Raw genomic sequence first — 23,996 nt, 5'->3', positions numbered from 1 at the left:
CAAAGTTACACAAAGTTTACCCTGCGTCACATTTACCGGGCCCAAAGGTTGCACTCACGACAAGCAAAATGAGTTGCACCTTGCTATTACCCTTATATACCGCAAGGTAAAGCGTCTGCGGCATCATTAACCCCGCCGCGTTCGCTCAATAACGCAACATTCGTGCCAACTGCCCGTGTTAAAAAATCGATGAAACTCACACTTCGCTCATCCGCCTGATTTAACAAGGTTGCACAAAGTTGCAACATGCAGGATATTGTCTGCATTCTTGACACCACACATCTCACGAACCTATCCCAACAGGCTTTCCGGCCTGCTGTTTGTCTAGCCTGATGGGATAGGTTCTAAACACAGGAGTTGGACAGGCATGGGCACTACCACAATGGGCGTGAAACTCGACGAGGCAACACGCGACCGGATCAAGAGCGCCGCGCAGCGCATCGATCGCACGCCGCACTGGCTCATCAAGCAGGCCATCTTTAATTACCTCGAGCGTCTCGAGAGCGGTACCGATATTCCTGAAATTCCAGCGCTGGCCGCAGCGGGCCAGCCTGAAGCGGACGACATTATGCCGCAAGCGCAGGAAGAGTCACACCAGCCATTCCTCGATTTCGCCGAACAAATTCTGCCGCAGTCGGTGACCCGCGCCGCCATCACCGCCGCGTATCGCCGCCCGGAGACCGAAGCGGTGCCGATGTTGCTCGAACAGGCGCGATTACCCGCCGATCTTGCACAGGCTACTCACAAAATGGCCTACGGCATCGCCGAGAAGTTGCGTAACCAAAAAAGTGCAAACGGCCGCGCCGGCATGGTGCAAGGCCTGCTGCAAGAGTTCTCCCTCTCCTCGCAGGAAGGCGTAGCGCTGATGTGCCTGGCGGAAGCGCTGCTGCGCATTCCGGACAAACCGACCCGCGATGCCCTGATCCGCGACAAGATCAGCAACGGCAACTGGCACTCGCACCTGGGGCGCAGCCCGTCGCTGTTCGTCAACGCCGCCACCTGGGGCCTGCTGTTCACCGGCAAGCTGGTGTCGACCCATAACGAAGCCAATCTGTCCCGCTCGCTGAACCGCATTATCAGCAAGAGCGGCGAGCCGCTGATCCGCAAAGGCGTGGACATGGCGATGCGCCTGATGGGCGAACAGTTCGTGACCGGCGAAACCATCGCCGAGGCGCTGGCCAACGCGCGCAAGCTGGAAGAAAAAGGCTTCCGCTACTCCTACGACATGCTGGGGGAAGCCGCCCTGACCGAAGCCGACGCCCAGGCCTACCTGGTTTCCTATCAGCAGGCTATCCACGCCATCGGCAAAGCCTCCAACGGCCGCGGCATCTATGAAGGCCCCGGCATCTCCATCAAGCTGTCCGCCCTGCACCCGCGCTACAGCCGCGCGCAGTACGAACGCGTGATGGAAGAGCTTTACCCGCGCCTGCTGTCGCTGACCCTGCAGGCACGCCAGTACGATATCGGCATCAATATCGACGCCGAAGAGGCCGACCGTCTGGAGATCTCGCTCGATCTGCTCGAGAAGCTGTGCTTCGAACCGCAGTTGGCCGGCTGGAACGGCATCGGCTTCGTGATTCAGGCCTACCAGAAACGCTGTCCGTTCGCCATCGACGCTGTGATCGACATGGCGCAACGCAGCCGCCGTCGCCTGATGATCCGTCTGGTGAAAGGCGCCTACTGGGACAGCGAAATCAAACGCGCCCAGATGGACGGCCTGGAAGGCTACCCGGTATACACCCGCAAGGTGTACACCGACGTTTCCTATCTGGCCTGCGCCCGCAAGCTGCTGTCGGTGCCGAACCTTATCTATCCGCAGTTCGCGACCCACAACGCCCATACGCTGAGCGCCATTTATCACCTGGCCGGCAACAACTACTACCCTGGTCAGTATGAGTTCCAGTGCCTGCACGGCATGGGTGAACCGCTGTACGAACAGGTGGTGGGCAAAGTGGCCGACGGCAAACTGAACCGCCCTTGCCGCATCTACGCGCCGGTCGGCACCCATGAAACGCTGCTGGCTTACCTGGTGCGCCGCCTGTTGGAAAACGGCGCCAATACCTCGTTCGTCAACCGCATCGCCGACGCCACCCTGCCACTCGACGAGCTGGTGGCCGATCCGGTCAGCGCCGTGGAAGCGCTGGCGGCCAGCGAAGGTCAAATTGGCCTGCCGCATCCGCGCATCCCGCTGCCGCGCGAGCTGTACGGCGAGAAGCGCACCAACTCCAGCGGTCTGGATCTGTCCAACGAACAGCGTCTGGCTTCGCTGTCCAGCGCCCTGCTCACCAGCGCCAGCCATCCATGGCGCGCGGAACCGATCATCGACGCCGAGTTGGATCAGGGCGTCGAACAGCCGGTGATTAACCCGGCCGAGCCGGGCGATGTGGTCGGCTACGTGCGTGAAGCCACCGAAGGCGAAGTCAGCCGCGCGCTCGACGCCGCCGCGGCCGCCGGCCCAATCTGGTTCGCGACACCGCCGACGGAGCGCGCCGCGATCCTCGAACGCGCCGCCGAGCTGATGGAAAGCCAGCTACAAAGCCTGCTGGGCATTCTGGTGCGCGAAGCGGGTAAAACCTTCAACAACGCCATCGCCGAAGTGCGTGAAGCGGTCGATTTCCTGCACTACTACGCCGGCCAGGTGCGCGACGATTTCGCCAACGACAGCCACCGCCCACTGGGCCCGGTGGTATGCATCAGCCCGTGGAACTTCCCGCTGGCGATCTTCACCGGCCAAATCGCCGCCGCGCTGGCGGCGGGCAACAGCGTGCTGGCCAAACCGGCTGAGCAAACGCCGCTGGTGGCCGCGCAGGCGGTGCGTATCCTGCTGGAAGCCGGCATTCCGCAAGGCGTGCTGCAGCTGCTGCCGGGCCAGGGTGAAACCGTCGGCTCAACGCTGGTTAACGACGCCCGCGTCCGCGGCGTGATGTTTACCGGCTCCACCGACGTCGCCGGCATTCTGCAGCGCAGCATCGCCGGCCGTCTGGATCCGCAAGGCCGTCCGACGCCGCTGATCGCCGAAACCGGCGGCCTGAACGCCATGATCGTCGACTCCTCCGCCCTGACCGAACAGGTGGTGACCGACGTGGTGGCTTCCGCCTTCGACAGCGCCGGGCAGCGTTGCTCCGCGCTGCGTATCCTGTGCATTCAGGAAGACGTGGCCGAGCACACGCTGCAAATGCTGCGCGGCGCGATGGCCGAATGCCGCATGGGCAACCCGGAACGCCTGTCCACCGACGTGGGCCCGGTGATCGACGCCGAAGCCAAAACCGGCATCGAACGCCACATCCAGGCGATGCGCGCCAAAGGCCGCAAGGTATACCAGGCCGCCAAAGGCAGCGCGCAGGATGAGAAAGAGTGGGCGCGCGGCACCTTCATCAAGCCGACGCTGATCGAGCTCGACAGCTTCGACGAGCTGCAGAAAGAGATCTTCGGCCCGGTGCTGCACGTGGTGCGCTTCCAGCGCAACAATCTGGACGCGCTGGTCGATCAGATCAACGCCGCCGGTTATGGCCTGACGCTGGGCATTCACACCCGTATCGATGAAACCATCGCCCGGGTGACCGAACGCGCCAAGGTCGGCAACCTGTACGTCAACCGCAACATGGTCGGCGCAGTGGTCGGCGTACAGCCGTTCGGCGGTGAAGGCCTGTCGGGTACCGGCCCGAAAGCCGGCGGCCCGCTGTACCTGTACCGTCTGCTGGCCAACCGTCCGGACGACGCGCTGCAACGTACGCTGCACCGCCAGGACGAAGAGCGCCCGATGGAAGCCACCGCGCGGCCGCAGCTGCTGGGCGCGCTGCAATCGCTGGAGAAGTGGGCGGTCACCAGCCAACAAGGCGAACTGGCAGCACTGGCGCAACGTTATGCGGAACTGGGCCAGGGCGGCACCGTACGTCCGCTGCCGGGCCCGACCGGCGAGCGCAACACCTATGCCCTGCTGCCGCGTGAACGCGTGCTGTGCCTGGCGGATAACGAAACCGACGCGCTGATCCAGCTGGCCGCCGTGCTGGCGGTTGGCAGCTGCGCGCTGTGGCCGGAAGCGGAACTGCAACGCAATCTGTTCCGCCGCTTGCCGAACGATGTGCAGGCGCGCATCGCCTTCAGCAAAGACTGGCAGCAGGACAAGGTCGAGTTCGACGCCGCCATCTACCACGGCGATGCCGACCAGCTGCGCACCCTGTGCGAGCAGATCGCCCAGCGCGGCGGCGCCATCGTCTCGGTGCAGGGCTTCGCCCACGGTGAAACCAACATCCTGTTGGAACGCCTGCTGATCGAACGTTCCCTGAGCGTCAACACCGCCGCCGCCGGCGGTAACGCCAGCCTGATGACCATCGGTTAATGCATCCTCAAGGCTGCACGCGTTGCAGCCTGATGGGCTTACCGCTACGCAAACCCTGCACTCGTGCAGGGTTTTTTTTATTGTCCGCAGGCCGATCGGCCGTTAGCGCCTTGTTATCCTTACAGGGTGGGGCGTCGCTCATGGACGATAACAACATAGACGGATTACTCTGCTTGAAAGCCGCGTCAGAGCGCTACGAAACGCATTGACTTTCGGGTTCGGCAATATCCGGGATACGGCAGCCGCAGCGGATTTCTCGCCGCCGCCGCGCGAAACGAATGGTTGAAAGCGGAGTGAATGCGGTCGGGGGAAACGCCCCCGCCGCCTTATTGATTCCGGAACTTGTCGAGGAATTGCTGGGTGCGTTGATGCTGCGGATTGGCGAACAGCGCTTTCGCCGGGCCCTGTTCGACGATGCGGCCGTGATCCATAAAGATAACCCGATCGGCCACGTCGCGAGCGAAGCTCATCTCATGGGTGACGATCACCATGGTGCGTTTCTCTTCCGCCAGTGAGCGCATGGTATTGAGCACTTCCCCCACCAGCTCGGGATCGAGCGCCGACGTCGGCTCGTCGAACAAAATCACCTCCGGCTGCATCGCCAGCGCGCGCGCGATAGCCACCCGCTGCTGCTGCCCGCCGGACAGCCGACGCGGATAAGCCGCCTCTTTGCCGCTCAGGCCCACTTTGGCCAGCAACGCGCGAGCACGCTGTTCGGCGCTGGCTTTCGCCTCGCCTTTAACGATAACCGGCCCTTCAATGATGTTTTCCAGCACCGAACGGTGCGGAAACAGGTTGAAGTTCTGGAACACGAAACCGACCTGCTGACGCAGCGCGCGCACCTGATTTTTCTGTTTGCTCAGCGGCTTGCTGCCGTCGATCCGGATATCGCCGACGCGGATGGTGCCGGAATCCGGCTCCTCCAGCAGGTTGATGCAGCGCAACAAGGTGGTTTTCCCGGAACCGCTCGGCCCGATGATCGCCACCACTTCGCCGGCGTCCACCGCCAGATCGATCCCATGCAGCACCGTCTGACCCTTGAACTGCTTGGTCAATTGCTTAACTTCAATGGCACTCATGCGCTACTCCTGATCCTGGCGATTAACGTGGGCTTCCAGACGGTTTTGCAGTGCGGAAAGCAGGGTCGCCATCACCCAGTAAATCAGCGATGCCGCCAGGTACATGGTGAACACTTCCAGCGTGCGCGAGGTGATGAGCTGCGCCTGGCGGAACAGTTCCGGCACCTGAATGGTGGCGGCCAGCGAAGTGTCTTTCACCAGGCCGATAAAACTGTTGCCCAGCGGCGGCAAGGCGGTGCGCGCCGCCTGCGGCAAGATCACCCGGCGCAGGGTTTGCCAACGGGTCATGCCGATGCTGGCGGCGGCTTCCCACTGCCCTTTATCGATCGACGAAATCGCCGCGCGCAGCGTTTCTGAGGTGTAGGCGGCGGTATTGAGCGACAGGCCAATCAGCGCCGCCGGGAAGGGATCGAATTCAACGCCGAACTGCGGCAGACCGTAGTAGATCATAAACAGCTGGGCGATCAGCGGCGTGCCGCGGAACAGCGATACGTAAATGCGCGACAGCCACGACAGCGGCCAAAGCGGCGAAAGGCGCATCAGCGCCAGCAGAAAACCGAGCAACAGGCCGAACGCCATACCGCCCAGGCTAAGCTGGAGCGTCAGTATGGCGCCCTTCAATAAAAATGGCGCTGAATCCAGCGCCAGTTGAATACTTTCGTGCATTATTTAGTTACGTCCGCGCCAAACCATTTCTCGGAGATCTTCGCCAGCGTGCCGTCTTTTTGCATCTCGGCGATCGCCTGGTCAATCGCGGCCAGCAGCTCTGGGTTATTCTTGCGCAGCGCCACGCCGGACTCCTGGCGGGAGAATGCCGGGCCGGCCACCGCCAGCGTATCGCCGGTTTTCTTCACCAGATCCAGCGCCGCCAGGCGGTCCACCAGAATGGCGTTGATACGGCCGACGCGCAGATCCTGATACTTGGTCGGATCATCGTCGTAAGTGCGCACGTCTACACCCTGCACGTTCGCACGCAGCCATTGCTCATAGTTGGTGCCCAGGCCGACGCCGACCTTCTTGCCCTTCAGGTCTTCCGGCTTGGTGATCGTGCCTTCGTTGCCCTTTTTCACCAGCGCCTGAATGCCGGAAACGGTGTAAGGGGTGGAGAAGTCATATTTCTTCTTGCGCTCATCGGAGATTGTCACCTGGTTGATCACCACGTCGATGCGTTTTGACTCCAGCGACGCCAGCATGCCGTCCCACTTGGTCGGGTTCAACTTGGCTTTCACGCCCAGATGTTGCGCCAGCGCGTTGGCGAAATCCACTTCGAAACCGGTCAATTTGCCGTCTTCACCCTGGAAGCTGAACGGCGGATAGGTGCCTTCCAGCCCAACGATCAGCGTGCCGCGCTGTTTCACCTGCTGCAGCAGGTTATCGGCGGCGTAGGTTTGCGTCGTCACACCGGCGGCCAACGCAATACCCACCACGCCCAACAACCATTGACGACGAACTTTCGCAAACATCATAAACACCCCTGTGTGTTATTTATCTTTTTTGATATCAGCACTTTAACAGTGCGACCGCCCGCATAAAGGAATATAACTTTATAAATATAGTTCAAAATGGAATAACAAGCGGCATTTACACCTGCGGATGGTAGGCGAACAGCGCCGGCGCACCGCCGGTGTGAACGAACAGGATGGGCCCTTCGTCGCGGAAACGCCGCTGGGCGATGCCGTCGATCAAACCGGCCATCGCTTTGCCGGTATATACCGGATCCAGCAATACCCCCTCTTGCTGCGCCAGCAGCTGCACCGCCGCCATGCCTTCTTCATTCGGCATGCCGTACTGCGGCGCGAAGTAATCGTCCCACAGCGCGATCGGCGCCAGTTCGTCGATATTCAGCGAACAGGCCAGGGCTTTCTGGATTTGTTCCACCTTCGGCAACTGATCGATCACGGTGCGCGAGACCGTCACGCCGATCAACTCGGTTTCGGGCAACAGCTGTTGCAGCCCCACCGCCAGCCCGGCGTGGGTGCCTGCGCTGCCGGACGCCACCACCACCGAACTGAACGCCACGTTGCTGCGTTGGCTCTGTTCGGCGATTTCCAATGCGCACTGCACGTATCCCAGCGCGCCCAGCGCATTGGAGCCGCCCACCGGCACCACGTAAGGCCGGAAGCCCTGCGCCTCGAGGCGCGTCGCCAGCTCCGCCAGTTGCTGCTGCGGATCGTGCAGCGCTTCGCACATCACCACTTCGGCGTTGAACAAGCCGAGCAACAGGCGGTTGCCGTTGGTCAGGTAGTTTTCCGCGCGGGTATCGATAGGGTTTTCCAGCAGCGCGACACAGTGCAGGCCCAGTTTCGCCGCCACCGCCGCCGTCTGGCGCACGTGATTGGATTGAATGGCGCCGGCGGTAACCAGCGTATCGGCGCCTTGCCTCAGCGCATCGGCAGCCAGAAACTCAAGCTTTCTCAGCTTGTTGCCGCCCATGGCTATAGGGGTGACATCGTCACGTTTAAGGTAGATTTCACGACCGAGATAATCGGAGAGACGGGACAGTTTTTCCAGCGGCGTGGCAACGCCAACCAGATCCAGACGCGGAAATTGCGCCAGTTGTTGTTGCAGGTTCACTACTTCCCCCCAGGGAATCGAGTATCAACATCTGATAACCGATAGATTTAGCAGATGTGAACTGAATAATCATCCTTTATCACGGGGGGATCCGCAGACCCCGGCCCAGCGGCCGGGGAAAATCTCAGTAGCTGCGCTGCCAGGCGAGATACTGATCGTATTTGCGCAGCGCAATGCGGTAGTTGTTGTGCGCCGCGGTAGGCAGATCGTCGATAATGCGCTGATGGCTGGCGCAGTTGGCGAACTTGTCCGCCGGGTAATTACGCGCCACCAGCATTTCGTCCAGCCGGCGCAGCCGCACCACGTACTCGCGAATGGTGCTGTGGCTCATCTCGGTCTGTTCGAACAGATACTGCTTGAACGCCATGATGTCGAAATAGCTCGGGTGGCTGTTGCAGGAAATCTCGCTGCAAAAGCGGCACAGTGCGGTCAGCTCATGCTGCACGTTTTGCCAGACCGCATCGTCGATCGGCTGATCCATGCGCGCGATGGCTTCTTTATTGATTATCTTGCCGCGAAACACCAGCGCCATGCGGTCCAACAATTTACCGCACTGGGAGCAATGGGTCTGGCTGTGCTTGTAATCTTTCAGGTAACGGCTAAGCGGCCGTTTCTTCAACAGTATTCCTGGCATAAGGGGCAGTCCGGTTATCGCATGAGTCATCGAGTTGAGGGGGCGGCAGCCCGCCGTCAGGTATCGTTCGCCAGCCGCGCACGCAGCCGTTTGATCGCCTGACTGTGCAGTTGACTGACGCGGGATTCCCCGACGTCCAGCACGGCGCCGATCTCTTTGAGATTCAACTCTTCCTGGTAATACAGCGTCAGCACCATTTTTTCGCGCTCCGGCAACGCCTCGATGGCGTCGATCACTCGCTGGCGCAGGCTGCCTTCCAACAGGTGATGCAGCGGGTTGGCCTCTTCATGCCCTTCCAGCATCGGTTCCGCGTTTTCGCCATGCTCCTCGCGCCATTCGTCGTAAGAGAAAAGCTGGCTGTTATTGGTGTCCAACAGAATTTGACGGTACTCATCCAGCGAGATATTCAGCGTCTGCGCCACTTCCGTCTCGCTCGCCGGCCGGCCATACCGCTGCTCCAGTTGCCGCATCACCTGCGCGACCTCGCGCGCGTGGCGCCGCACGCTGCGCGGCACCCAGTCGCGGCTGCGTAGCTCGTCGAGCATTGCGCCGCGAATGCGCTGCACCGCATAGGTGGTAAAGGCGGTTCCCTGTAGGGCGTCATAACGCTCAACGGCGTTCAATAACCCGATTCCTCCGGCCTGCAGCAAGTCGTCAAGCTCCACGCTGGCGGGCAACCTGACCTGCAGGCGTAGCGCCTCGTGGCGCACTAACGGAACGTAGCGCAGCCAGAGAGAATTTTTGTCCATCACGCCTTCGGCGGTATACAGATCGCTCACTATGTCTTAAACCTGCGGATAAGAGAGTCAGCGCTATTATGCGTAGGGGGCGAAATGCCAATCGGCTGAACAGTCGCACAAAACGGGCTTTATTTGCGCCATGTAATAACCGCGCGGTGCGCGAGCATAAAAAAACCCCGCCGAAGCGGGGTTTCTTTGCGACAGTTAATCGGGAGAGACGATTAACGCAGCAGGGACAGAACGTTCTGAGTAGACTGGTTAGCCTGTGCCAGAACAGAGGTGCCAGCCTGTTGCAGGATGTTGGCACGGCTCATGTTGGACACTTCGGTCGCGTAGTCAGCATCCTGAATACGGGACTGAGAAGCGGACAGGTTGTTCACTGTGCTGTTCAGGTTGTTGATAACAGAATCGAAACGGTTCTGTACCGCACCCAGAGAAGAACGCAGGCCGTCAACCTGTGCCAACGCTTTGTCCAGGGTTGCCAGTGGATCTTTAACGTCAGTAACGTCAGTACCCTTGGTTACAACGCCTTTGTCGTCGATTTTCGCAGTGGTGTAGGTTTTTGCGCCAGTCGCTGCATCAGTAGTCTGAATGTAGTAACCTTCTTTACCGTCTTTGTCTTTACCGGAAACCAGAGTCGCTTTCTCTAAAGCGCCACCAGTTTTGGAAGATTCAGCCAGGTCGAAAGCAACATCTTTACCGGTGTCATCTTTAACCATGGCTTTATCGGCAACTGCAGAGCCAATTTTGGTGCCTTTTTCGGTTACATCGAAACCAGTCAGACCCAGTTTGCCAGAATCGATCTTCTGCAGGTCGATATCGATGGTTTCACCGTCGTTAGCGCCAACCTGGATAGTCAGTTTCTGATCGCTGCTCAGCACTTTCACGCCGTTGAAATCGGTCTGCTCGGAGATACGGTTGATTTCCGACATACGCTGAGTGATTTCGTCCTGGATGGATTTCAGGTCGCTGGTGGAGTTAGAACCGTTCTGCGCCTGTACGGTCAGACGACGGATGTTCTGCAGGTTGTCGTTAACTTCGTTCAGTGCGCCTTCAGTGGTCTGCGCCAGAGAGATACCGTCGTTGGCGTTACGGGAAGCCTGAGTCAGGCCTTTGATGTTAGCGGTGAAACGGTTGGAGATAGCCTGACCCGCAGCATCGTCTTTCGCGCTGTTGATACGCAGACCGGAAGACAGACGCTCAATCGCAGTGCCCAGAGAAGACTGAGATTTGTTCAGGTTGTTCTGCGCCATCAGAGACAGGCTGTTAGTGTTGATTACTTGTGCCATTGTTTGCTTTCCTTACGAGTCAGTTGCGTTCTTCGCAACACAGTTAAAAGGTTCGGGCTTGTTTGCCCACGGCGTCAACCACCGTCCCCTCAGGTATCGGCCCTCCCCTAACAACCTTTAGAATTTTTTTAATTTTTTTTGCGTCCTCCGCAATGGCGGAAATAACGCGGTTTTTCCCTCTTCTATTGCGCCATCGGTTTTTTGTTTTTTTCGGTAAACTTTTTCATCACTGGGCCGATAACGCGTAAAGCGAATAAAGTCATAATCAAGGAGAATTACCCATGGCAACGATCAGTTCATTAGGTCTCGGCTCAGGACTCGACCTCAATGGCCTGCTGGACAAGCTGACCAAAGCGGAACAACAGCGCCTGACCCCTTACACCACCAAACAATCCAGCTATAAAGCCCAGTTGACCGGTTACGGCACGCTGAAGGGCGCGTTGGAAAAGTTCGACAACCTCAGCAAAGAGATGGCGAAAGAGGACTTCTTCAAGGCCACCACCGCTACCGAACATGACGCCTTCAAGATCACCACCAACGCCAAGGCGGTGCCGGGCAACTATGTGGTGGAAGTGAAGAACCTGGCGCAGGCGCAAACCCTGACCACTCAGGCAAAAGTCAGCGACCAGGGCGCCAAGTTAGGCACCGAAGGCGCCACCGACCGTTCCCTGACCATCACCGCCGGCAACCCGCCGAAAGCCACCAAAATCCCGCTGAGCGACGATCAAACCTCGCTGGTTGAAATGCGCGACGCCATCAACGGCGCCAAGGCCGGCGTCACCGCCAGCATCATGCGCGTCGGCGACAACGACTACCAGCTGGCGATCAGCTCTTCCACCACCGGCGAAAACAACAAGATCTCCCTCCAGGTCGACAATGACGACAAACTGGGCGATATCCTGAACTACAACGCCACCCGCGGCACCACCACCGCCATGAAGCAGACGGTCGCACCGCAGGACGCGGAGCTGATGGTGAACGGCACGGCCATCAAACGCAGCACCAACTCGATTAGCGATGCCCTGCAGGGCGTCACCATCGATCTGAAAACCAAAACCAAAACCGATGAACCGCAACACCTGGTGATCAGCACCAACACCGCCGGCACCACCGACAAGATCAAAGAGTGGGTCGACAGCTATAACTCGCTGCTGGACACCTTCAACTCGCTGTCCAAGTTCACCCCGGTGAAAACCGGCGAAGCGCCAAACCCAACCAACGGCCCGCTGCTGGGCGACAACACCCTGCGCGGCATTCAGTCGTCGATCAAAAGTGCCCTGAGCGCCGCCCAAGACAACCCGGAGTTGAAAGGCCTGGGCAACCTCGGCATTTCCACCAACACCAAAACCGGCAAGCTGGAAATCGACAGCGCCAAGCTGAAGAAAGCGATGGATGAGAAGCCGGATCAGGTCAGCAACTTCTTCGTCGGTAACGGCAAAGACACCGGCATGGCCACCGAGATCCACAACGAGATCCAGAGCTATATCAAATCCGGCGGCATCATCGAGAACTCGACCAAAAGCATCAACACTAACCTCGATCGCCTGAACAGCCAGATCACCACGGTCACGGCCAGCATTCAAAACACCATCGATCGTTATAAACAACAGTTCGTTCAGCTGGATACCATGATGTCGAAAATGAACGGCACCAGTAACTATTTGGCTCAACAGTTCAAGTAACCCTTTAACAAGGCAAAGAAAACAGCATGTATAACCGTAGCGGCACTCAGGCCTATGCACAGGTCAGTCTGGAAAGCGGCGCCATGAGCGCCAGCCCGCACCAGTTAATCGTGATGTTGTTCGACGGGGCGCTCAGCGCCCTGCTTCGCGCACGCATCCTGATGAACCAGGGCGATATCGCCGGCAAAGGCATGGCGCTCTCCAAAGCCATCAACATCATCGACAACGGCCTGAAAAGTGGCCTTGATCCTCAGCAGGGCGGCGAGATCGCCGAAAACCTGGCGGCGTTATACGACTATATGAAGCGTCGCCTGATGCAGGCCAATCTGCACAACGACGAAGCGGCGATTGCCGAGGTGGTCAAACTGCTGGAAAACATCGCCGACGCCTGGCGCCAGATCGGCCCCAACTACCAACCTTCGCAGGACGCCGTGTAATGGAACGTCAACAGCAGCTGTTAGCCGCTTATCAACAAATTTACACCCTGAGCAGCCAGATGATCGCACTGGCGCAAACCGGGCGCTGGGAAGAGCTCGTCGAGCTTGAATTCGCCTACGTGACGGCGGTGGAAAAAACCGCCGCCTTTACCGGGCAAGCCGGCCCGTCCATGGCGTTGCAGGAGATGTTGCGCAATAAGCTGCAACAGATCCTCGACAACGAAACCGAGCTCAAACGTCTGTTGCAGCAACGGATGGATGAGCTGAAAACGCTTATTGAACAGTCAACGCGCCAAAACGTGGTCAACAACACCTACGGCCAGTTTCATGACCGCGCGCTGCTGCTGGGAGAGCCACAGGTCCGATAAGATCGACAATACTGACGAAAATGGATTAAATAGCACTATGCGCTATTACCCTCGGGTTACGTTAGGATATTAATCTATGGCATTTGAATTATTCAGTTTATGGGTAATTGGTAAAATGCGCGCTTCGAGCCTGGCTCTCACTTTAATGGATAAACATCATCCCGACACGGACGTTTTCTGTTCATCAGGAAATTGATTTTTGATAGATAAAACTCGCCGCTGTGTTTCACGGCCCATGGAAAAATGTTGCTCCAGCGCGGATCAAAGCGTAAAGATATTCCCAGATAATGGCTGCGAAATGAATATCGATGGAACGTACAATTAATCTCTGTCCTGGAATTGGCGCCTCAGCGCACATCATTCAGTATACTGAATTATTATTCCCTTCAGTCTATTTTGAGCAACCACATCTGTATCTGATACAACAAGGCCATAAGCGCGTACGCTGGCAACAACACGAAGTGGTCGCTCATCCCGGCGAGCTGTTGATTATCGACGGCGGGCAAACGGTGGACATTATTAACGGCCCGTCCGAAGACGGCGTATTCAGTTGCCAACTGCTGACCTGCGATCCCCTGTTGCTCACCGTCCAACCTCCGGCCGAGGAAACGCCGGCGGCGATGCCGTTCGATGCCGTCCTGGCGCTGCGCAATCTGCCCTGCGCCCTAAAGCACAGTTTTGAAACCACCGGCCTGGCGCTGACGCTGCGGCAACGCTTTCCCACCATCATCGTGCGGCACAAAATGCTGGAAATTCTGCTGTGGCTGGCCCAATTCGGCATTCGCTTTATTCACAACGAAGCCAAGGATCTGACGCAGCGCGTGCGTCGCTGCCTGGCGACCGATCCGCACAGCATTTGGACGGCGGCCAAAGTCGCGGAGAGCCTGTCGATGAGTGAAGTGATGTTGCGCCGCAAACTATCGATGGAAAACACCGCGTTGCGCAACCTGATGATCGACGTCCGGATGAGCAGCGCGCTGGCCCTGCTGCAATCGACCGACTGGCCGATTTCCGCCATCGCGCAGCATGTGGGTTATGAAAGCGCGTCGCGTTTCGCCGAACGTTTTCGCAAACGCTTCGGTTTCGCGCCTACCGCCATTCGCGGCCACCAAAGGATTATGGAACCCGGCTCTCAGGGCGTTGAGGCGATGGTCGCCGGAGAAACATAAATAGACGCGCAACAAAATGGCTTTATTTAACACAAGTCCCTAACGGTTGTAACAACGCTGAGATACGCTAAGCCACGTCTATCCGCCGAAAGCGAATTAAACGATGCGCAATGAAAAGCGATTATTTTCTCTGGCAATAATGTTGTTGGGGGTCTGGCTGTTAGCCTTACTGTATGAAGAAGACATGATGCGTTTACTGGCCGCACAATAAAACGGCCAGGTTTTTTATCGCCTGGTCAGACTTCAATCCAGTTTGACCAACACGCCAATTAACGCGACTAACACCGCCAGCATTAAAATACTGATCAGGCGCCATCTGGATTCGCTTTTACTGCTCATTGACCTGCCTCGAATAATAACCCTACTAATAAGGCCATAATAAACGCTCACCGGCACATTCAATAAGCCTGACAGCACAATGTTCGCCCCTCTATTCGGGACATTGCCCCCATTTCCTGTCGGTTGCGACGCGGCGATTACCGCTGCGATAACGGCGGCGGCACAAGCGCCAATTTTGCGGGCAGCTCAGCCACCAGTTTGTCCACCGCCAGCCGCACCTTGAGCGGCTGGTAAGGCATATAAGGCCACACCACGTTGACCGGGAAACTGAGGTTGGACTCACCGCGCATGATCTCCACCAACGTCCCCGCCATCAGCCGCTCGCGCACCAGCCACTCCGGCAGCCAGGCAATACCAGCACCGGCGGATATCGCATCGACGATCCCCTGCATATCATCCATCATCATCTTGGCCGGGGGGCTGAATGATTGCAGCTCACCGTTTTCGCCACGCAGCTGCCACGGCAGCACGGCGCCGGCGTGCAGATACCCCACCGCCTGATGCCGGCTTAACGCTTCCACCGTGCTCGGCTCGCCGCAGCGCCGCACGTAGTCGGGCGACGCGCACAGCAGCATGCCATGTTTGCCCAAACGTCGGGCAACCAAACTGCCGCTGTCCGCCAGTTCGCCGATGCGCACCGCCAGATCGAATCCCTCGTCGACGAGATCGATCCTGCGGTCGCTGAATGAGATTTCCAGCGTCAGTAACGGATGCTCATTCGCCAGCGCCGTCAACAAGGGCGCAATGCACAGGTGGCCGAACAGCACCGGCACCGAGACTCTGAGCCGGCCGCTGACTTGCATCTTGCCGCTGTCGAGCTGGTTTTCCGCCGCCTGAACGTTCGCCAACGCCTGTCGACAGTGTTCATAGTACAGCGCGCCTTCGTCCGTCAGGCTCAGGCTGCGCGTCGTGCGCATAAACAGCATCACGCCCAGCCGTGCCTCCAGACGCGACACGATTTTGCTGACCGCAGAACGCGTCAGATGCAGTTTCTCTGCGGCGGCGGCGAAACTGCCGCCTTCCGCTACGGCAACAAAGGCCGGCAGCGCACTCAGATCGCTTTTCATCTTAATGTTGCCAATATGGAATCAATTAGGTGAAAACCTATCACCACTGGTGAACCTTAAGCAATGATAACCTGCAGTCATTCCGGAGTCCCCGGTGAAAACCACAGATTACCGTCAGAGGACAACAGCATGAAAAAAATACTGGCTCTCAAATCCAGCATTATGGGAAATGACTCGCAGACCAATAACCTGATTGACCGCTATCTGGCGGCGCGCAAAGCGAAAGGATACGACGATCGGATCGTCGAACACGATCTGACGGCGCTGGATCTGCCGGTGTTGGACGGCGAGCTGTTCAGCGCGCTGCGCGGCGCGGAAAATGTCAGCCCGCGCGCCAAAGCCACGGTGGCGCTCTCCGATCAACTGATTGCCGAACTGAAAGAGAGCGACCTGTTGCTGATCGGGGCGCCGATGTACAACCTCAACGTGCCGACTCAGCTGAAAAACTGGTTCGATCTGGTGGCCCGCGCCCGGATGACCTTCAACTATACCGCCACCTACCCAGTGGGGCTGGTGGAAGGCGTCAATGCGGTGGTCTTCAGTTCACGCGGCGGTATGCACGCCGGGCATCCGACCGACGCCGTAACGCCCTACCTGCGCTCGGTGCTGGGGCTGATGGGGATCGGCGACGTGCAATTCATCTATGCCGAAGGGCTGGACATGAAGCCGCACGGCCGCGACCAGGGGCTGGCAAGCGCCCACCAGCGCATCGTGGCGTTAGCAGGCTGAGGCAAACGCACGGCAGCATTGATTTGTTATAATATAACAAATATGATGTTCGCGTTGACGCACCTCGAACGTGCGTCGGCGCTCCTACATCACATAAATGTTTTATCGCACCTTCAGCCAGCTATTTCGATAGCTGGCTTTTTTTGTCCATCGACTGGCGTCACGGCTTCAGTATTGCCGGGCGGCGCGTTTTATTTCACGCTCGCCGGGCGACTGTGTCTTCACCGACAGCGGCGCGACAAACGCCTTCCACTCTTTGCTGGCATCCTGATGAGGCGCCGTTTTTTGCGCCGATGGATAGTCATCATTCTGGCCGGCGCATCCAGACAACGCCATCATGGCCAGAGCAAGGCACAGCGATTTACACATTATCCTATTCTCCTATAACCATCGCCATAGGCTAACAGCGCCGAGCCAAATTTCACTGAAAAATGGACGGTACGTTCATCACACCGGCATATTCATGATGTCCTGGTAGGCCGCCACCAGCTTGTTGCGCACCTGGACGCCCAGTTGCAAAGACACCGACGATTTCTGCAGATCGACCATCACATCGTTCAGGCTGATGCCCGGCACGCCCAGCTCAAAGTCCTGCGCCTGTTTGCGCGCCGTCTGCTGGGTATCGCTGATCTTGCCGAGCGCCGCGGTCAGTTCGCTGGCGAAGCTGACGCCCTGCGGCGCCGCATTTTGCCCCATCTTGCCGGCCTGAACCGCCATGGTCTGCATCTGCTGCAGTACCCCTTCAATGCCCTGAATCGCCATCTGGTCCTCAATCCTCTCGTTTCGCCGGGTGACGTTTTCACCCTGTACTTCTCCAATGATGCACACCCTAGCACAGCGTTTTCGGACCTAAAGCGGTTAATTAACTGCAAAAAACCCGGCTTATCGGGCAATCGGAATTGTCTGATAAGGCGAATAATGGCCTGCCCAGAAATGGGAGCGCCGCTATTTAGAAGATATGTGTATCAGGGAGTCTGTTTTGTCACACAACGCTAACCATACCGTTCATCAGCCTGGCAGGGAGCTGCTCAGCGGCCCGTACGGGATCGTGAGCGCCATTGAAGGACGAGACCTAAAATGAGTGCTTCGATAACCGCCGGCGAAAGCCGCGACAACGGCCTGCAGGCCATCTGGAACCGTCTGCGCGCCAACCCGAAAATTCCGTTGCTGGTCGCCGCTTCCGCCGCGATCGCGATCGTCGTCGCACTGCTGTTGTGGGTGAAAAGCCCCGACTACCGCGTGCTGTACAGCAATCTGAACGACCGCGACGGTGGCGCCATCGTCACCCAGCTGACGCAGATGAATATCCCTTATCGCTTCGCCGAGAATGGCGCAGCGCTGCTGATCCCGGCGGAAAAGGTGCATGAAACCCGTTTGCGCCTCGCGCAGCAAGGGCTGCCGAAAGGCGGCGCCGTCGGCTTCGAACTGTTGGATCAGGAAAAATTCGGCATCAGCCAGTTCAGCGAGCAGATTAACTATCAGCGCGCCCTCGAGGGCGAGCTGTCGCGCACTATCGAGTCGCTGGGGCCGGTGCAAAACGCCCGTGTTCACCTGGCGCTGCCTAAACCTTCGCTGTTCGTGCGCGAACAAAAATCCCCTTCCGCCTCGGTAACGCTGACCCTGCAACCCGGCCGTGCGCTGGACGACGGCCAGATCAACGCCATCGTTTATATGGTGTCGAGCAGCGTCGCCGGTCTGCCGCCGGGCAACGTGACCGTGGTCGATCAGGCCGGCCGCCTGCTGACCCAGTCCGACGGCACCGGGCGCGATCTCAACGCTTCGCAGCTGAAATACGCCAACGAAGTCGAAAACGGCTTCCAGCGCCGCATCGAAGCGATCCTCGCCCCGGTGGTCGGCAGCGCCAACGTGCGTGCGCAGGTCACAGCGCAGATCGACTTCGCCACGCGCGAACAAACCGATGAACAGTACCAACCTAACCAACAGCCGGATAAAGCCGCCATCCGCTCACAGCAAACCAGCCTGAGCGAGCAGATCGGCGGGCCGCAGGTCGGCGGTGTGCCGGGCGCGCTGTCCAACCAACCGAGCGCTCCGCCTACGGCGCCGATTGAAACCGCCAAGCCGGCGGCGGGCAATAACGCCAACGCCACCGCGCAAAACGCCGCGACCACCCGCAGCGCGGCGGCCAGCGGCGTGCCGCAAAATACCCGTCGCGACGCGACCACCAACTACGAGCTCGATCGCACTATCCGCCATACCCAGCAAAAAGCCGGCACCGTGCAGCGTCTGTCGGTCGCCGTGGTGGTCAACTACCTCGGCGCGGATAAAGACGGCAAACCGCAGCCGATGAGCAAAGAACAGCTGGCGCAGATCGAAGCGCTGGTGCGTGAAGCGATGGGCTACTCCAGCAGCCGTGGCGATACCCTGAACGTGGTCAACACGCCGTTTACCGACGCTCAGGTGACCGGTGGCGAACTGCCGTTCTGGCAAAGCCAGTCGTTTATCGATCGCCTGATCGACGCGGGCCGCTATCTGCTGGTGCTGCTGGTTGCCTGGCTGATGTGGCGCAAACTGGTGCGGCCGCAGCTGCAACAGCGCCAGGCGGCGCAACAGGCCGCTATCGCCGCCGCCAACGCGCCTGCCGCCAAAGCGGTCGACAGCAGCAAACCGAGCAACGAGGAGCTGGCGCAGCGTCGTAAATCGCAGCAGCGCGTCAGCGCAGAAGTCCAGAGCCAGCGGATCCGCGATCTGGCTGACAAAGACCCGCGCGTGGTCGCTCTGGTAATCCGCCAATGGATGAGTAACGAGATATGAGCCTGACCGGAACCGACAAAAGCGCCATCTTGCTGATGACGCTGGGTGAAGATCGCGCGGCGGAGGTGTTCAAGCACCTCTCCTCGCGCGAAGTACAGCTGCTGAGCGGCACCATGGCCGGCATGAGCCAGGTGTCGCACAAACAGCTCGGCGAAATACTGACCGAGTTTGAAGACGACGCCGAGCAATACGCGGCGCTGAGCGTCAACGCCAGCGACTATCTGCGTTCGGTGCTGGTCAAGGCGCTGGGCGAAGAGCGCGCCGCCAGCCTGTTGGAAGACATTCTCGAATCGCGCGAGACCACCACCGGCATGGAAACGCTCAACTTTATGGAGCCGCAGAGCGCCGCCGACCTGATCCGCGACGAACACCCGCAGATCATCGCCACCATTCTGGTGCACCTCAAACGCGGCCAGGCGGCGGATATTCTGGCCCTGTTCGACGAACGCCTGCGCAACGACGTGATGCTGCGTATCGCCACCTTCGGCGGCGTGCAGCCGGCGGCGTTGGCGGAGCTGACCGAGGTGCTGAACAACCTGCTCGACGGCCAGAACCTCAAACGCAGCAAAATGGGCGGGGTGCGCACCGCCGCCGAGATCATCAACCTGATGAAAACCCAGCAGGAAGAAGCGGTCATCGACGCGATGCGCGAATACGACGGCGAGCTGGCGCAGAAGATCATCGACGAGATGTTCCTGTTCGAAAACCTGGTGGAAGTCGACGATCGCAGCATCCAGCGCCTGCTGCAGGAAGTGGAAGGCGAGTCGCTGCTGATCGCGCTGAAAGGCGCCGAACAACCGCTGCGCGAGAAGTTCCTCAAGAACATGTCGCAACGCGCCGCCGACATCCTGCGCGACGATCTGGCCAACCGTGGGCCGGTGCGCATGTCGCAGGTGGAGAACGAGCAGAAAGCCATCCTGTTGGTGGTGAGACGCCTGGCGGAAACCGGCGAAATGATCATCGGCGGCGGCGAGGACACCTATGTCTGATCGCATTAACACCCTGCCCTGGCAGCCCTGGTCGCTCAACGATTTGGGCGAACAGAAACCGGCGTTCGAACTGCCGCCGCTGCCGGATCTCGAACACAGCGATCCGTCGCCGGACGCGCAGGCCGAATTGCAACAGCAGTTGGCGACGCTGCGGCTGCAGGCCGAGCAACAGGGCCAGCAGTTGGGCTATGCCGACGGCCAGCAAAAAGGCTATGAGGCCGGCTTTCAGTCCGGTCTGGAAGAAGGCCGTCAGCAAGGGTTGCTGGAAGCGCAGCAGCAGCAACAGCCGCTGACCGCCCACTGGCAACAGTTGGTCACCGAATTCCAGCACACGCTGGACGCGCTCGACAGCGTGATCGCTTCCCGGCTGATGCAGCTGGCGTTGACCGCCGCCAAACAGGTGCTGGGCCAGCCGCCGGTGTGCGACGGCACCGCCCTGCTCGCGCAAATCCAACAGCTGATCCAGCAGGAGCCGATGTTCAACGGCAAACCGCAGCTGCGGGTCCACCCGGACGACTACCCCCGCGTCGAGCAGCAACTGGGGGTTACCCTCAGCCTGCACGGCTGGCGCCTGCTGGCGGACGGCGAACTGCACCCGGGCGGCTGCAAGGTCAGCGCCGAAGAAGGCGATCTCGACGCCAGCCTGGCGACGCGCTGGCATGAACTGTGTCGCCTGGCGGCACCGGGAGAAGTCTGATGACCGCGCGTCTCGGCCGCTGGCTGAGCTCTCTGGATACGTTGGAAAAACGCATCGCCCGCGCGCCGACGGTGCGCCGCTACGGCCGCCTGACCCGCGCCACCGGGCTGGTGCTGGAGGCCACCGGGCTGCAGCTGCCGCTCGGGGCGACCTGCCTCATCGAACGGCACGACGCCGGTGAAGTGCAGGAAGTGGAAAGCGAAGTGGTCGGCTTCAACGGCCAGCGGCTGTTCCTGATGCCGCTGGAAGAAGTGGAAGGCATCGTGCCGGGCGCGCGGGTTTACGCCCGCATCGCGCCGGAAGGCCAAAGCGCCGGCAAACAGCTGCCGCTCGGCCCGGCGCTGCTGGGGCGCGTGCTGGACGGCAGCGCCAAACCGCTCGACGGCCTGCCGTCGCCGGAAACCGGTTACCGCGCGCCGTTGATCACCGCGCCGTTCAACCCGTTGCAGCGCACGCCGATCGAGCAGGTGCTGGACGTGGGAGTGCGCACCATCAACGGTCTGCTGACCGTCGGTCGCGGCCAGCGCATGGGCCTGTTCGCCGGTTCCGGCGTCGGCAAGAGCGTGCTGCTCGGCATGATGGCCCGTTACACCCAGGCGGATGTGATCGTCGTTGGCCTGATCGGCGAGCGTGGCCGCGAAGTCAAAGACTTTATCGAGAACATTCTCGGCGCCGAAGGCCGGGCGCGCTCGGTGGTGATCGCCGCGCCGGCGGACGTGTCGCCGCTGCTGCGCATGCAGGGGGCGGCCTACGCCACCCGCATCGCCGAGGATTTCCGCGATCGCGGGCAACACGTGTTGCTGATCATGGATTCCCTCACCCGCTACGCCATGGCGCAGCGTGAGATAGCCCTGGCCATCGGCGAACCGCCGGCGACCAAAGGTTATCCGCCTTCGGTCTTCGCCAAGCTGCCTGCGCTGGTGGAACGCGCAGGCAACGGCATCAGCGGCGGCGGTTCCATCACCGCCTTCTACACCGTGTTGACCGAGGGGGACGATCAGCAAGACCCGATCGCCGACTCGGCGCGCGCGATCCTCGATGGCCACGTGGTGCTGTCCCGGCGCCTGGCGGAAGCCGGCCACTACCCGGCTATCGACATCGAAGCGTCAATCAGCCGCGCCATGACGTCGCTGATCGACGAGGAGCATTATCGCCGGGTTCGCACCTTCAAACAGATGCTGGCCAGCTATCAGCGCAACCGCGATCTGATCAGCGTCGGCGCCTACGCGGCCGGCAGCGATCCGTTGCTGGACAAAGCGATGACGCTGTACCCGCAGATGGAGGCGTACCTGCAACAGGGCATCTTTGAACGCAGCGGCTATGATGAAGCCTGTCAACAGCTGCAGCAGTTGATTGTTTAACGTCACAGAGGCGCAGAGCGATGAAATCACAGTCACCCCTGATTACCCTGCGCGATCTGGCGCAGGACGCGGTAGAACAAGCCGCGCAACAGCTGGGCCAGGTTCGGCAGGCGCAGCAGGCGGCGGAGCAACAGCTGTCGATGCTGCTCAACTATCAGGACGAATACCGCCAGAAGCTGAATCATACGCTCTGCGACGGCATGGACAGCTCACGCTGGCAAAACTACCAGCAGTTTATCGGCACGCTGGAACAGGCTATCGACCAGCACCGCCAGCAGCTGCTGCAGTGGGGGCAGAAAGTGGATCATGCGGTGAAGCAATGGCAAGACAAACAACAGCGGTTGAACGCTTTCGAGACCCTGCATACCCGCGCCTTAAATGCGGAGCAGCAGCAGGAGAATAAACGGGATCAAAAACTGATGGATGAGTTCGCTCAACGCAGTGCACAAAGGAATATCAACCCATGAATCTGAACGCCCTGCCCGGCCTGGCCTTACCCGGCGATGCCGGCGGCCTGGCTGAACTGACGTCGGCGCTGGATGAGAGTCAACTGTCGACGGCATTCGCCCAGTTGCTCGGCGCGCGTTTCGCGCCCGCCGCCGATGGCAAACAGCCGCCGGTCACGCTGAGCGCGGACGATGAACGCGCCCCGGCCCTGAGCCGCAACCAGCTCAATCAACTGCTGGCCGCCTTCGGCGAGCGCGGCGGTCTGCTGCCGGGCCAGACGGCCTCAGCCGACGCGCTTTCACCTGAGGGCGCCGAGGACGAAGCGCCCGCCGCCGGCGACAAACCGGCGCAGCCGCCGATCGCCGCCGCCAAAGAGCTGGATGCCGCAACGCTGCAGGCGCTGTACGCCATGCTGCCGGCCGCTATCGTCGCCCAGGCGCAACCGGCCGAAGGCCAACGCTCGCTGTCGGTGGATAGCGCTGACGAAGCGACTGCGCTGCAGCCCGGCAATGGCCTGCTGAACATCGCGGCGACCGGTGATAAAACCGCCGCGCGTTCATCGGCATCCCCCGCTCCCTCGTTGACGGGGGCGAAAATGCCGGCCACCGACGGCGATAATGCCAAGGCGGCGCTCCCGCAACCAGCCAACGGCGAACGCGCAAGTACCGCACAGCCGCTGCCGGCGAGCGATGCACAGCAGCCACCGACGCTCAACCACGCCGTCGCCCTGGCCGCCGCCAGCCCAACGCAAACGGCCGCCCCGGCCGGCGCGCTGGTGACGGCGCCGCCCGCGCCGCAGTTAAACGCGCAGCTGGGCAGCCCGGAATGGCAACAGGCGTTGAACCAACAGGTGCTGATGTTCCACCGCAACGGCCAGCAAAGCGCCGAGCTGCGCCTGCACCCGCAGGAGCTGGGCGCCTTGCAGATCACGTTGAAACTGGACGATCAGCAGGCGCAATTGCACATTGCCTCCGCCCACGGTCAGGTGCGCGCGGCGGTGGAAGCGGCGATGCCGCAGCTGCGTCACGCGCTGGCCGAGAGCGGCATCAACCTGGGGCAGAGCAGCGTGGGCGGCGAGTCCACCCCGCAATGGCAACAGGCGCAGCAGCAGGCTTCCAATGGCCAGGGGCGTTCCAGCTATGCTGAACACGCTGGCGGCGAGGCTGCGGCCGCTGACGGCGTCAGCGCGCCGGTGGCGTTGCAGCGCATGGCCAGCGCGGTCAACGGCGTCGATATTTTCGCCTGAGCCGCCGCAAACGCCCAAGCTGGCACCCATTTGCGCGT

The 23,996-nt window shown here is 60.2% G+C and carries 22 protein-coding genes and 1 pseudogene; 13 read left to right on the top strand and 10 right to left on the bottom strand.

Features of this window, described 5'->3' with window-relative positions:
- The first annotated feature begins 367 nt into the window (after positions 1-367).
- Together putA and ACJ8PE_RS03345 are read left to right on the top strand one after the other, a co-directional pair.
- Complete coding sequence (putA, locus tag ACJ8PE_RS03350; RefSeq protein ID WP_046896608.1) at positions 368-4,339, top strand: trifunctional transcriptional regulator/proline dehydrogenase/L-glutamate gamma-semialdehyde dehydrogenase; 3,972 nt, start codon at positions 368-370, stop codon at positions 4,337-4,339.
- Positions 4,340-4,540: 201 nt separating this feature from the next.
- Positions 4,541-4,636: pseudogene (locus ACJ8PE_RS03345) on the top strand (type II toxin-antitoxin system HicB family antitoxin); the annotation flags it as partial.
- Between the two features lie 29 nt (positions 4,637-4,665).
- On the opposite strand, the gene tcyN reads toward ACJ8PE_RS03345, so the two are convergent.
- The 7 genes from tcyN to ACJ8PE_RS03310 all read right to left on the bottom strand — a co-directional run bounded on the left by tcyN (position 4,666) and on the right by ACJ8PE_RS03310 (position 10,655).
- Positions 4,666-5,418 (bottom strand): L-cystine ABC transporter ATP-binding protein TcyN, encoded by a 753-nt coding sequence (gene tcyN / locus ACJ8PE_RS03340; RefSeq protein ID WP_033643496.1) that lies wholly within the window; start codon positions 5,416-5,418, stop codon positions 4,666-4,668.
- A 3-nt stretch (positions 5,419-5,421) separates the two neighbouring features.
- Positions 5,422-6,084, bottom strand: coding sequence for a cystine ABC transporter permease (tcyL, locus tag ACJ8PE_RS03335; RefSeq protein WP_033643498.1), 663 nt, complete (start codon positions 6,082-6,084; stop codon positions 5,422-5,424).
- Positions 6,084-6,884 (bottom strand): cystine ABC transporter substrate-binding protein, encoded by an 801-nt coding sequence (gene tcyJ / locus ACJ8PE_RS03330; RefSeq protein WP_033650878.1) that lies wholly within the window; start codon positions 6,882-6,884, stop codon positions 6,084-6,086. The genes tcyL and tcyJ overlap by 1 nt, the downstream gene beginning before the upstream one ends.
- Positions 6,885-6,999: 115 nt before the next feature.
- Positions 7,000-7,992, bottom strand: a complete 993-nt coding sequence (locus ACJ8PE_RS03325) for a D-cysteine desulfhydrase (RefSeq protein ID WP_197793490.1) — start codon at positions 7,990-7,992, stop codon at positions 7,000-7,002.
- A 124-nt stretch (positions 7,993-8,116) separates the two neighbouring features.
- A complete protein-coding gene (fliZ, locus tag ACJ8PE_RS03320; RefSeq protein ID WP_033643501.1) occupies positions 8,117-8,626 on the bottom strand; it encodes a flagella biosynthesis regulatory protein FliZ in 510 nt (169 codons plus the stop codon).
- Between the two features lie 56 nt (positions 8,627-8,682).
- Positions 8,683-9,405 carry an RNA polymerase sigma factor FliA gene (locus ACJ8PE_RS03315; protein WP_004934752.1) on the bottom strand — a complete coding sequence of 241 codons (723 nt, stop codon included), beginning with the start codon at positions 9,403-9,405 and terminating at the stop codon, positions 8,683-8,685.
- Positions 9,406-9,587: 182 nt separating this feature from the next.
- Complete coding sequence (locus ACJ8PE_RS03310) at positions 9,588-10,655, bottom strand: FliC/FljB family flagellin (protein WP_197762237.1); 1,068 nt, start codon at positions 10,653-10,655, stop codon at positions 9,588-9,590.
- 281 nt (positions 10,656-10,936) lie between these two features.
- On the opposite strand from ACJ8PE_RS03310, the gene fliD reads away from it, so the two are divergent.
- The 4 genes from fliD to ACJ8PE_RS03290 all read left to right on the top strand — a co-directional run bounded on the left by fliD (position 10,937) and on the right by ACJ8PE_RS03290 (position 14,311).
- Positions 10,937-12,337 (top strand): flagellar filament capping protein FliD, encoded by a 1,401-nt coding sequence (fliD, locus tag ACJ8PE_RS03305; protein ID WP_197762235.1) that lies wholly within the window; start codon positions 10,937-10,939, stop codon positions 12,335-12,337.
- A 26-nt stretch (positions 12,338-12,363) separates the two neighbouring features.
- A complete protein-coding gene (fliS, locus tag ACJ8PE_RS03300; protein WP_004934758.1) occupies positions 12,364-12,774 on the top strand; it encodes a flagellar export chaperone FliS in 411 nt (136 codons plus the stop codon).
- Entirely contained in the window at positions 12,774-13,142 is a 369-nt protein-coding gene (fliT, locus tag ACJ8PE_RS03295; protein ID WP_033643504.1) for a flagella biosynthesis regulatory protein FliT, read from the top strand. The genes fliS and fliT overlap by 1 nt, the downstream gene beginning before the upstream one ends.
- 308 nt (positions 13,143-13,450) lie before the next feature.
- Positions 13,451-14,311, top strand: coding sequence for a helix-turn-helix transcriptional regulator (locus ACJ8PE_RS03290; protein ID WP_033643505.1), 861 nt, complete (start codon positions 13,451-13,453; stop codon positions 14,309-14,311).
- Positions 14,312-14,787: 476 nt separating this feature from the next.
- Here the strand turns inward: ACJ8PE_RS03290 and ACJ8PE_RS03285 are convergent, their stop codons facing one another.
- The gene (locus ACJ8PE_RS03285) at positions 14,788-15,717 is read right to left on the bottom strand and encodes a LysR family transcriptional regulator (RefSeq protein WP_197793489.1); all 930 of its coding nucleotides are present in this window, start codon (positions 15,715-15,717) and stop codon (positions 14,788-14,790) included.
- A 129-nt stretch (positions 15,718-15,846) separates the two neighbouring features.
- Between ACJ8PE_RS03285 and ACJ8PE_RS03280 the strand changes: the two genes are divergently transcribed.
- Complete coding sequence (locus tag ACJ8PE_RS03280) at positions 15,847-16,446, top strand: FMN-dependent NADH-azoreductase (RefSeq protein ID WP_069100020.1); 600 nt, start codon at positions 15,847-15,849, stop codon at positions 16,444-16,446.
- A gap of 168 nt (positions 16,447-16,614) precedes the next feature.
- Here the strand turns inward: ACJ8PE_RS03280 and ACJ8PE_RS03275 are convergent, their stop codons facing one another.
- Both ACJ8PE_RS03275 and fliE read right to left on the bottom strand, forming a co-directional pair.
- Positions 16,615-16,815, bottom strand: a complete 201-nt coding sequence (locus ACJ8PE_RS03275) for a hypothetical protein (RefSeq protein WP_197793488.1) — start codon at positions 16,813-16,815, stop codon at positions 16,615-16,617.
- 78 nt (positions 16,816-16,893) lie between these two features.
- A complete protein-coding gene (gene fliE, locus ACJ8PE_RS03270) occupies positions 16,894-17,208 on the bottom strand; it encodes a flagellar hook-basal body complex protein FliE (RefSeq protein ID WP_033643509.1) in 315 nt (104 codons plus the stop codon).
- A gap of 315 nt (positions 17,209-17,523) precedes the next feature.
- Between fliE and fliF the strand changes: the two genes are divergently transcribed.
- From fliF to ACJ8PE_RS03240, 6 genes are read left to right on the top strand one after another with little or no spacing between them, the layout of a single operon-like run.
- Complete coding sequence (fliF, locus tag ACJ8PE_RS03265; RefSeq protein WP_197793487.1) at positions 17,524-19,218, top strand: flagellar basal-body MS-ring/collar protein FliF; 1,695 nt, start codon at positions 17,524-17,526, stop codon at positions 19,216-19,218.
- Positions 19,215-20,207 carry a flagellar motor switch protein FliG gene (gene fliG, locus ACJ8PE_RS03260; RefSeq protein WP_004934775.1) on the top strand — a complete coding sequence of 331 codons (993 nt, stop codon included), beginning with the start codon at positions 19,215-19,217 and terminating at the stop codon, positions 20,205-20,207. Before fliF ends, fliG begins: the two co-directional genes overlap by 4 nt.
- Complete coding sequence (gene fliH / locus ACJ8PE_RS03255; RefSeq protein ID WP_033643511.1) at positions 20,200-20,904, top strand: flagellar assembly protein FliH; 705 nt, start codon at positions 20,200-20,202, stop codon at positions 20,902-20,904. Before fliG ends, fliH begins: the two co-directional genes overlap by 8 nt.
- Positions 20,904-22,265, top strand: coding sequence for a flagellar protein export ATPase FliI (gene fliI / locus ACJ8PE_RS03250; protein WP_004934781.1), 1,362 nt, complete (start codon positions 20,904-20,906; stop codon positions 22,263-22,265). The genes fliH and fliI overlap by 1 nt, the downstream gene beginning before the upstream one ends.
- Before the next feature lie 20 nt (positions 22,266-22,285).
- The gene (gene fliJ, locus ACJ8PE_RS03245; protein WP_033643513.1) at positions 22,286-22,732 is read left to right on the top strand and encodes a flagellar export protein FliJ; all 447 of its coding nucleotides are present in this window, start codon (positions 22,286-22,288) and stop codon (positions 22,730-22,732) included.
- Complete coding sequence (locus ACJ8PE_RS03240; protein ID WP_404768851.1) at positions 22,729-23,958, top strand: flagellar hook-length control protein FliK; 1,230 nt, start codon at positions 22,729-22,731, stop codon at positions 23,956-23,958. Before fliJ ends, ACJ8PE_RS03240 begins: the two co-directional genes overlap by 4 nt.
- The last annotated feature ends 38 nt before the right edge of the window (positions 23,959-23,996 follow it).

The sequence above is a fragment of the Serratia sp. CY74737 genome, from assembly GCF_052166775.1.
Classification (GTDB): Bacteria; Pseudomonadota; Gammaproteobacteria; order Enterobacterales; family Enterobacteriaceae; genus Serratia; species Serratia ureilytica.
The sequence above is the reverse complement of the archived record's forward strand: the minus strand, read 5'-3'. Positions and strand labels throughout refer to the sequence as shown.

Coding starts and splice junctions, on each gene's coding strand:
- ACJ8PE_RS03290 (WP_033643505.1), top strand. CDS start 13,451: ATGGAACGTACAATTAATCTCTGTCCTGGAATTGGCGCCTCAGCGCAC.
- tcyJ (WP_033650878.1), bottom strand. CDS start 6,884: ATGATGTTTGCGAAAGTTCGTCGTCAATGGTTGTTGGGCGTGGTGGGT.
- ACJ8PE_RS03275 (WP_197793488.1), bottom strand. CDS start 16,815: ATGTGTAAATCGCTGTGCCTTGCTCTGGCCATGATGGCGTTGTCTGGA.
- tcyL (WP_033643498.1), bottom strand. CDS start 6,084: ATGCACGAAAGTATTCAACTGGCGCTGGATTCAGCGCCATTTTTATTG.
- fliH (WP_033643511.1), top strand. CDS start 20,200: ATGTCTGATCGCATTAACACCCTGCCCTGGCAGCCCTGGTCGCTCAAC.
- fliE (WP_033643509.1), bottom strand. CDS start 17,208: ATGGCGATTCAGGGCATTGAAGGGGTACTGCAGCAGATGCAGACCATG.
- fliZ (WP_033643501.1), bottom strand. CDS start 8,626: ATGCCAGGAATACTGTTGAAGAAACGGCCGCTTAGCCGTTACCTGAAA.
- putA (WP_046896608.1), top strand. CDS start 368: ATGGGCACTACCACAATGGGCGTGAAACTCGACGAGGCAACACGCGAC.
- fliS (WP_004934758.1), top strand. CDS start 12,364: ATGTATAACCGTAGCGGCACTCAGGCCTATGCACAGGTCAGTCTGGAA.
- ACJ8PE_RS03285 (WP_197793489.1), bottom strand. CDS start 15,717: ATGAAAAGCGATCTGAGTGCGCTGCCGGCCTTTGTTGCCGTAGCGGAA.
- fliI (WP_004934781.1), top strand. CDS start 20,904: ATGACCGCGCGTCTCGGCCGCTGGCTGAGCTCTCTGGATACGTTGGAA.
- fliG (WP_004934775.1), top strand. CDS start 19,215: ATGAGCCTGACCGGAACCGACAAAAGCGCCATCTTGCTGATGACGCTG.
- fliF (WP_197793487.1), top strand. CDS start 17,524: ATGAGTGCTTCGATAACCGCCGGCGAAAGCCGCGACAACGGCCTGCAG.
- fliJ (WP_033643513.1), top strand. CDS start 22,286: ATGAAATCACAGTCACCCCTGATTACCCTGCGCGATCTGGCGCAGGAC.
- fliT (WP_033643504.1), top strand. CDS start 12,774: ATGGAACGTCAACAGCAGCTGTTAGCCGCTTATCAACAAATTTACACC.
- ACJ8PE_RS03240 (WP_404768851.1), top strand. CDS start 22,729: ATGAATCTGAACGCCCTGCCCGGCCTGGCCTTACCCGGCGATGCCGGC.
- tcyN (WP_033643496.1), bottom strand. CDS start 5,418: ATGAGTGCCATTGAAGTTAAGCAATTGACCAAGCAGTTCAAGGGTCAG.
- fliD (WP_197762235.1), top strand. CDS start 10,937: ATGGCAACGATCAGTTCATTAGGTCTCGGCTCAGGACTCGACCTCAAT.
- ACJ8PE_RS03310 (WP_197762237.1), bottom strand. CDS start 10,655: ATGGCACAAGTAATCAACACTAACAGCCTGTCTCTGATGGCGCAGAAC.
- ACJ8PE_RS03280 (WP_069100020.1), top strand. CDS start 15,847: ATGAAAAAAATACTGGCTCTCAAATCCAGCATTATGGGAAATGACTCG.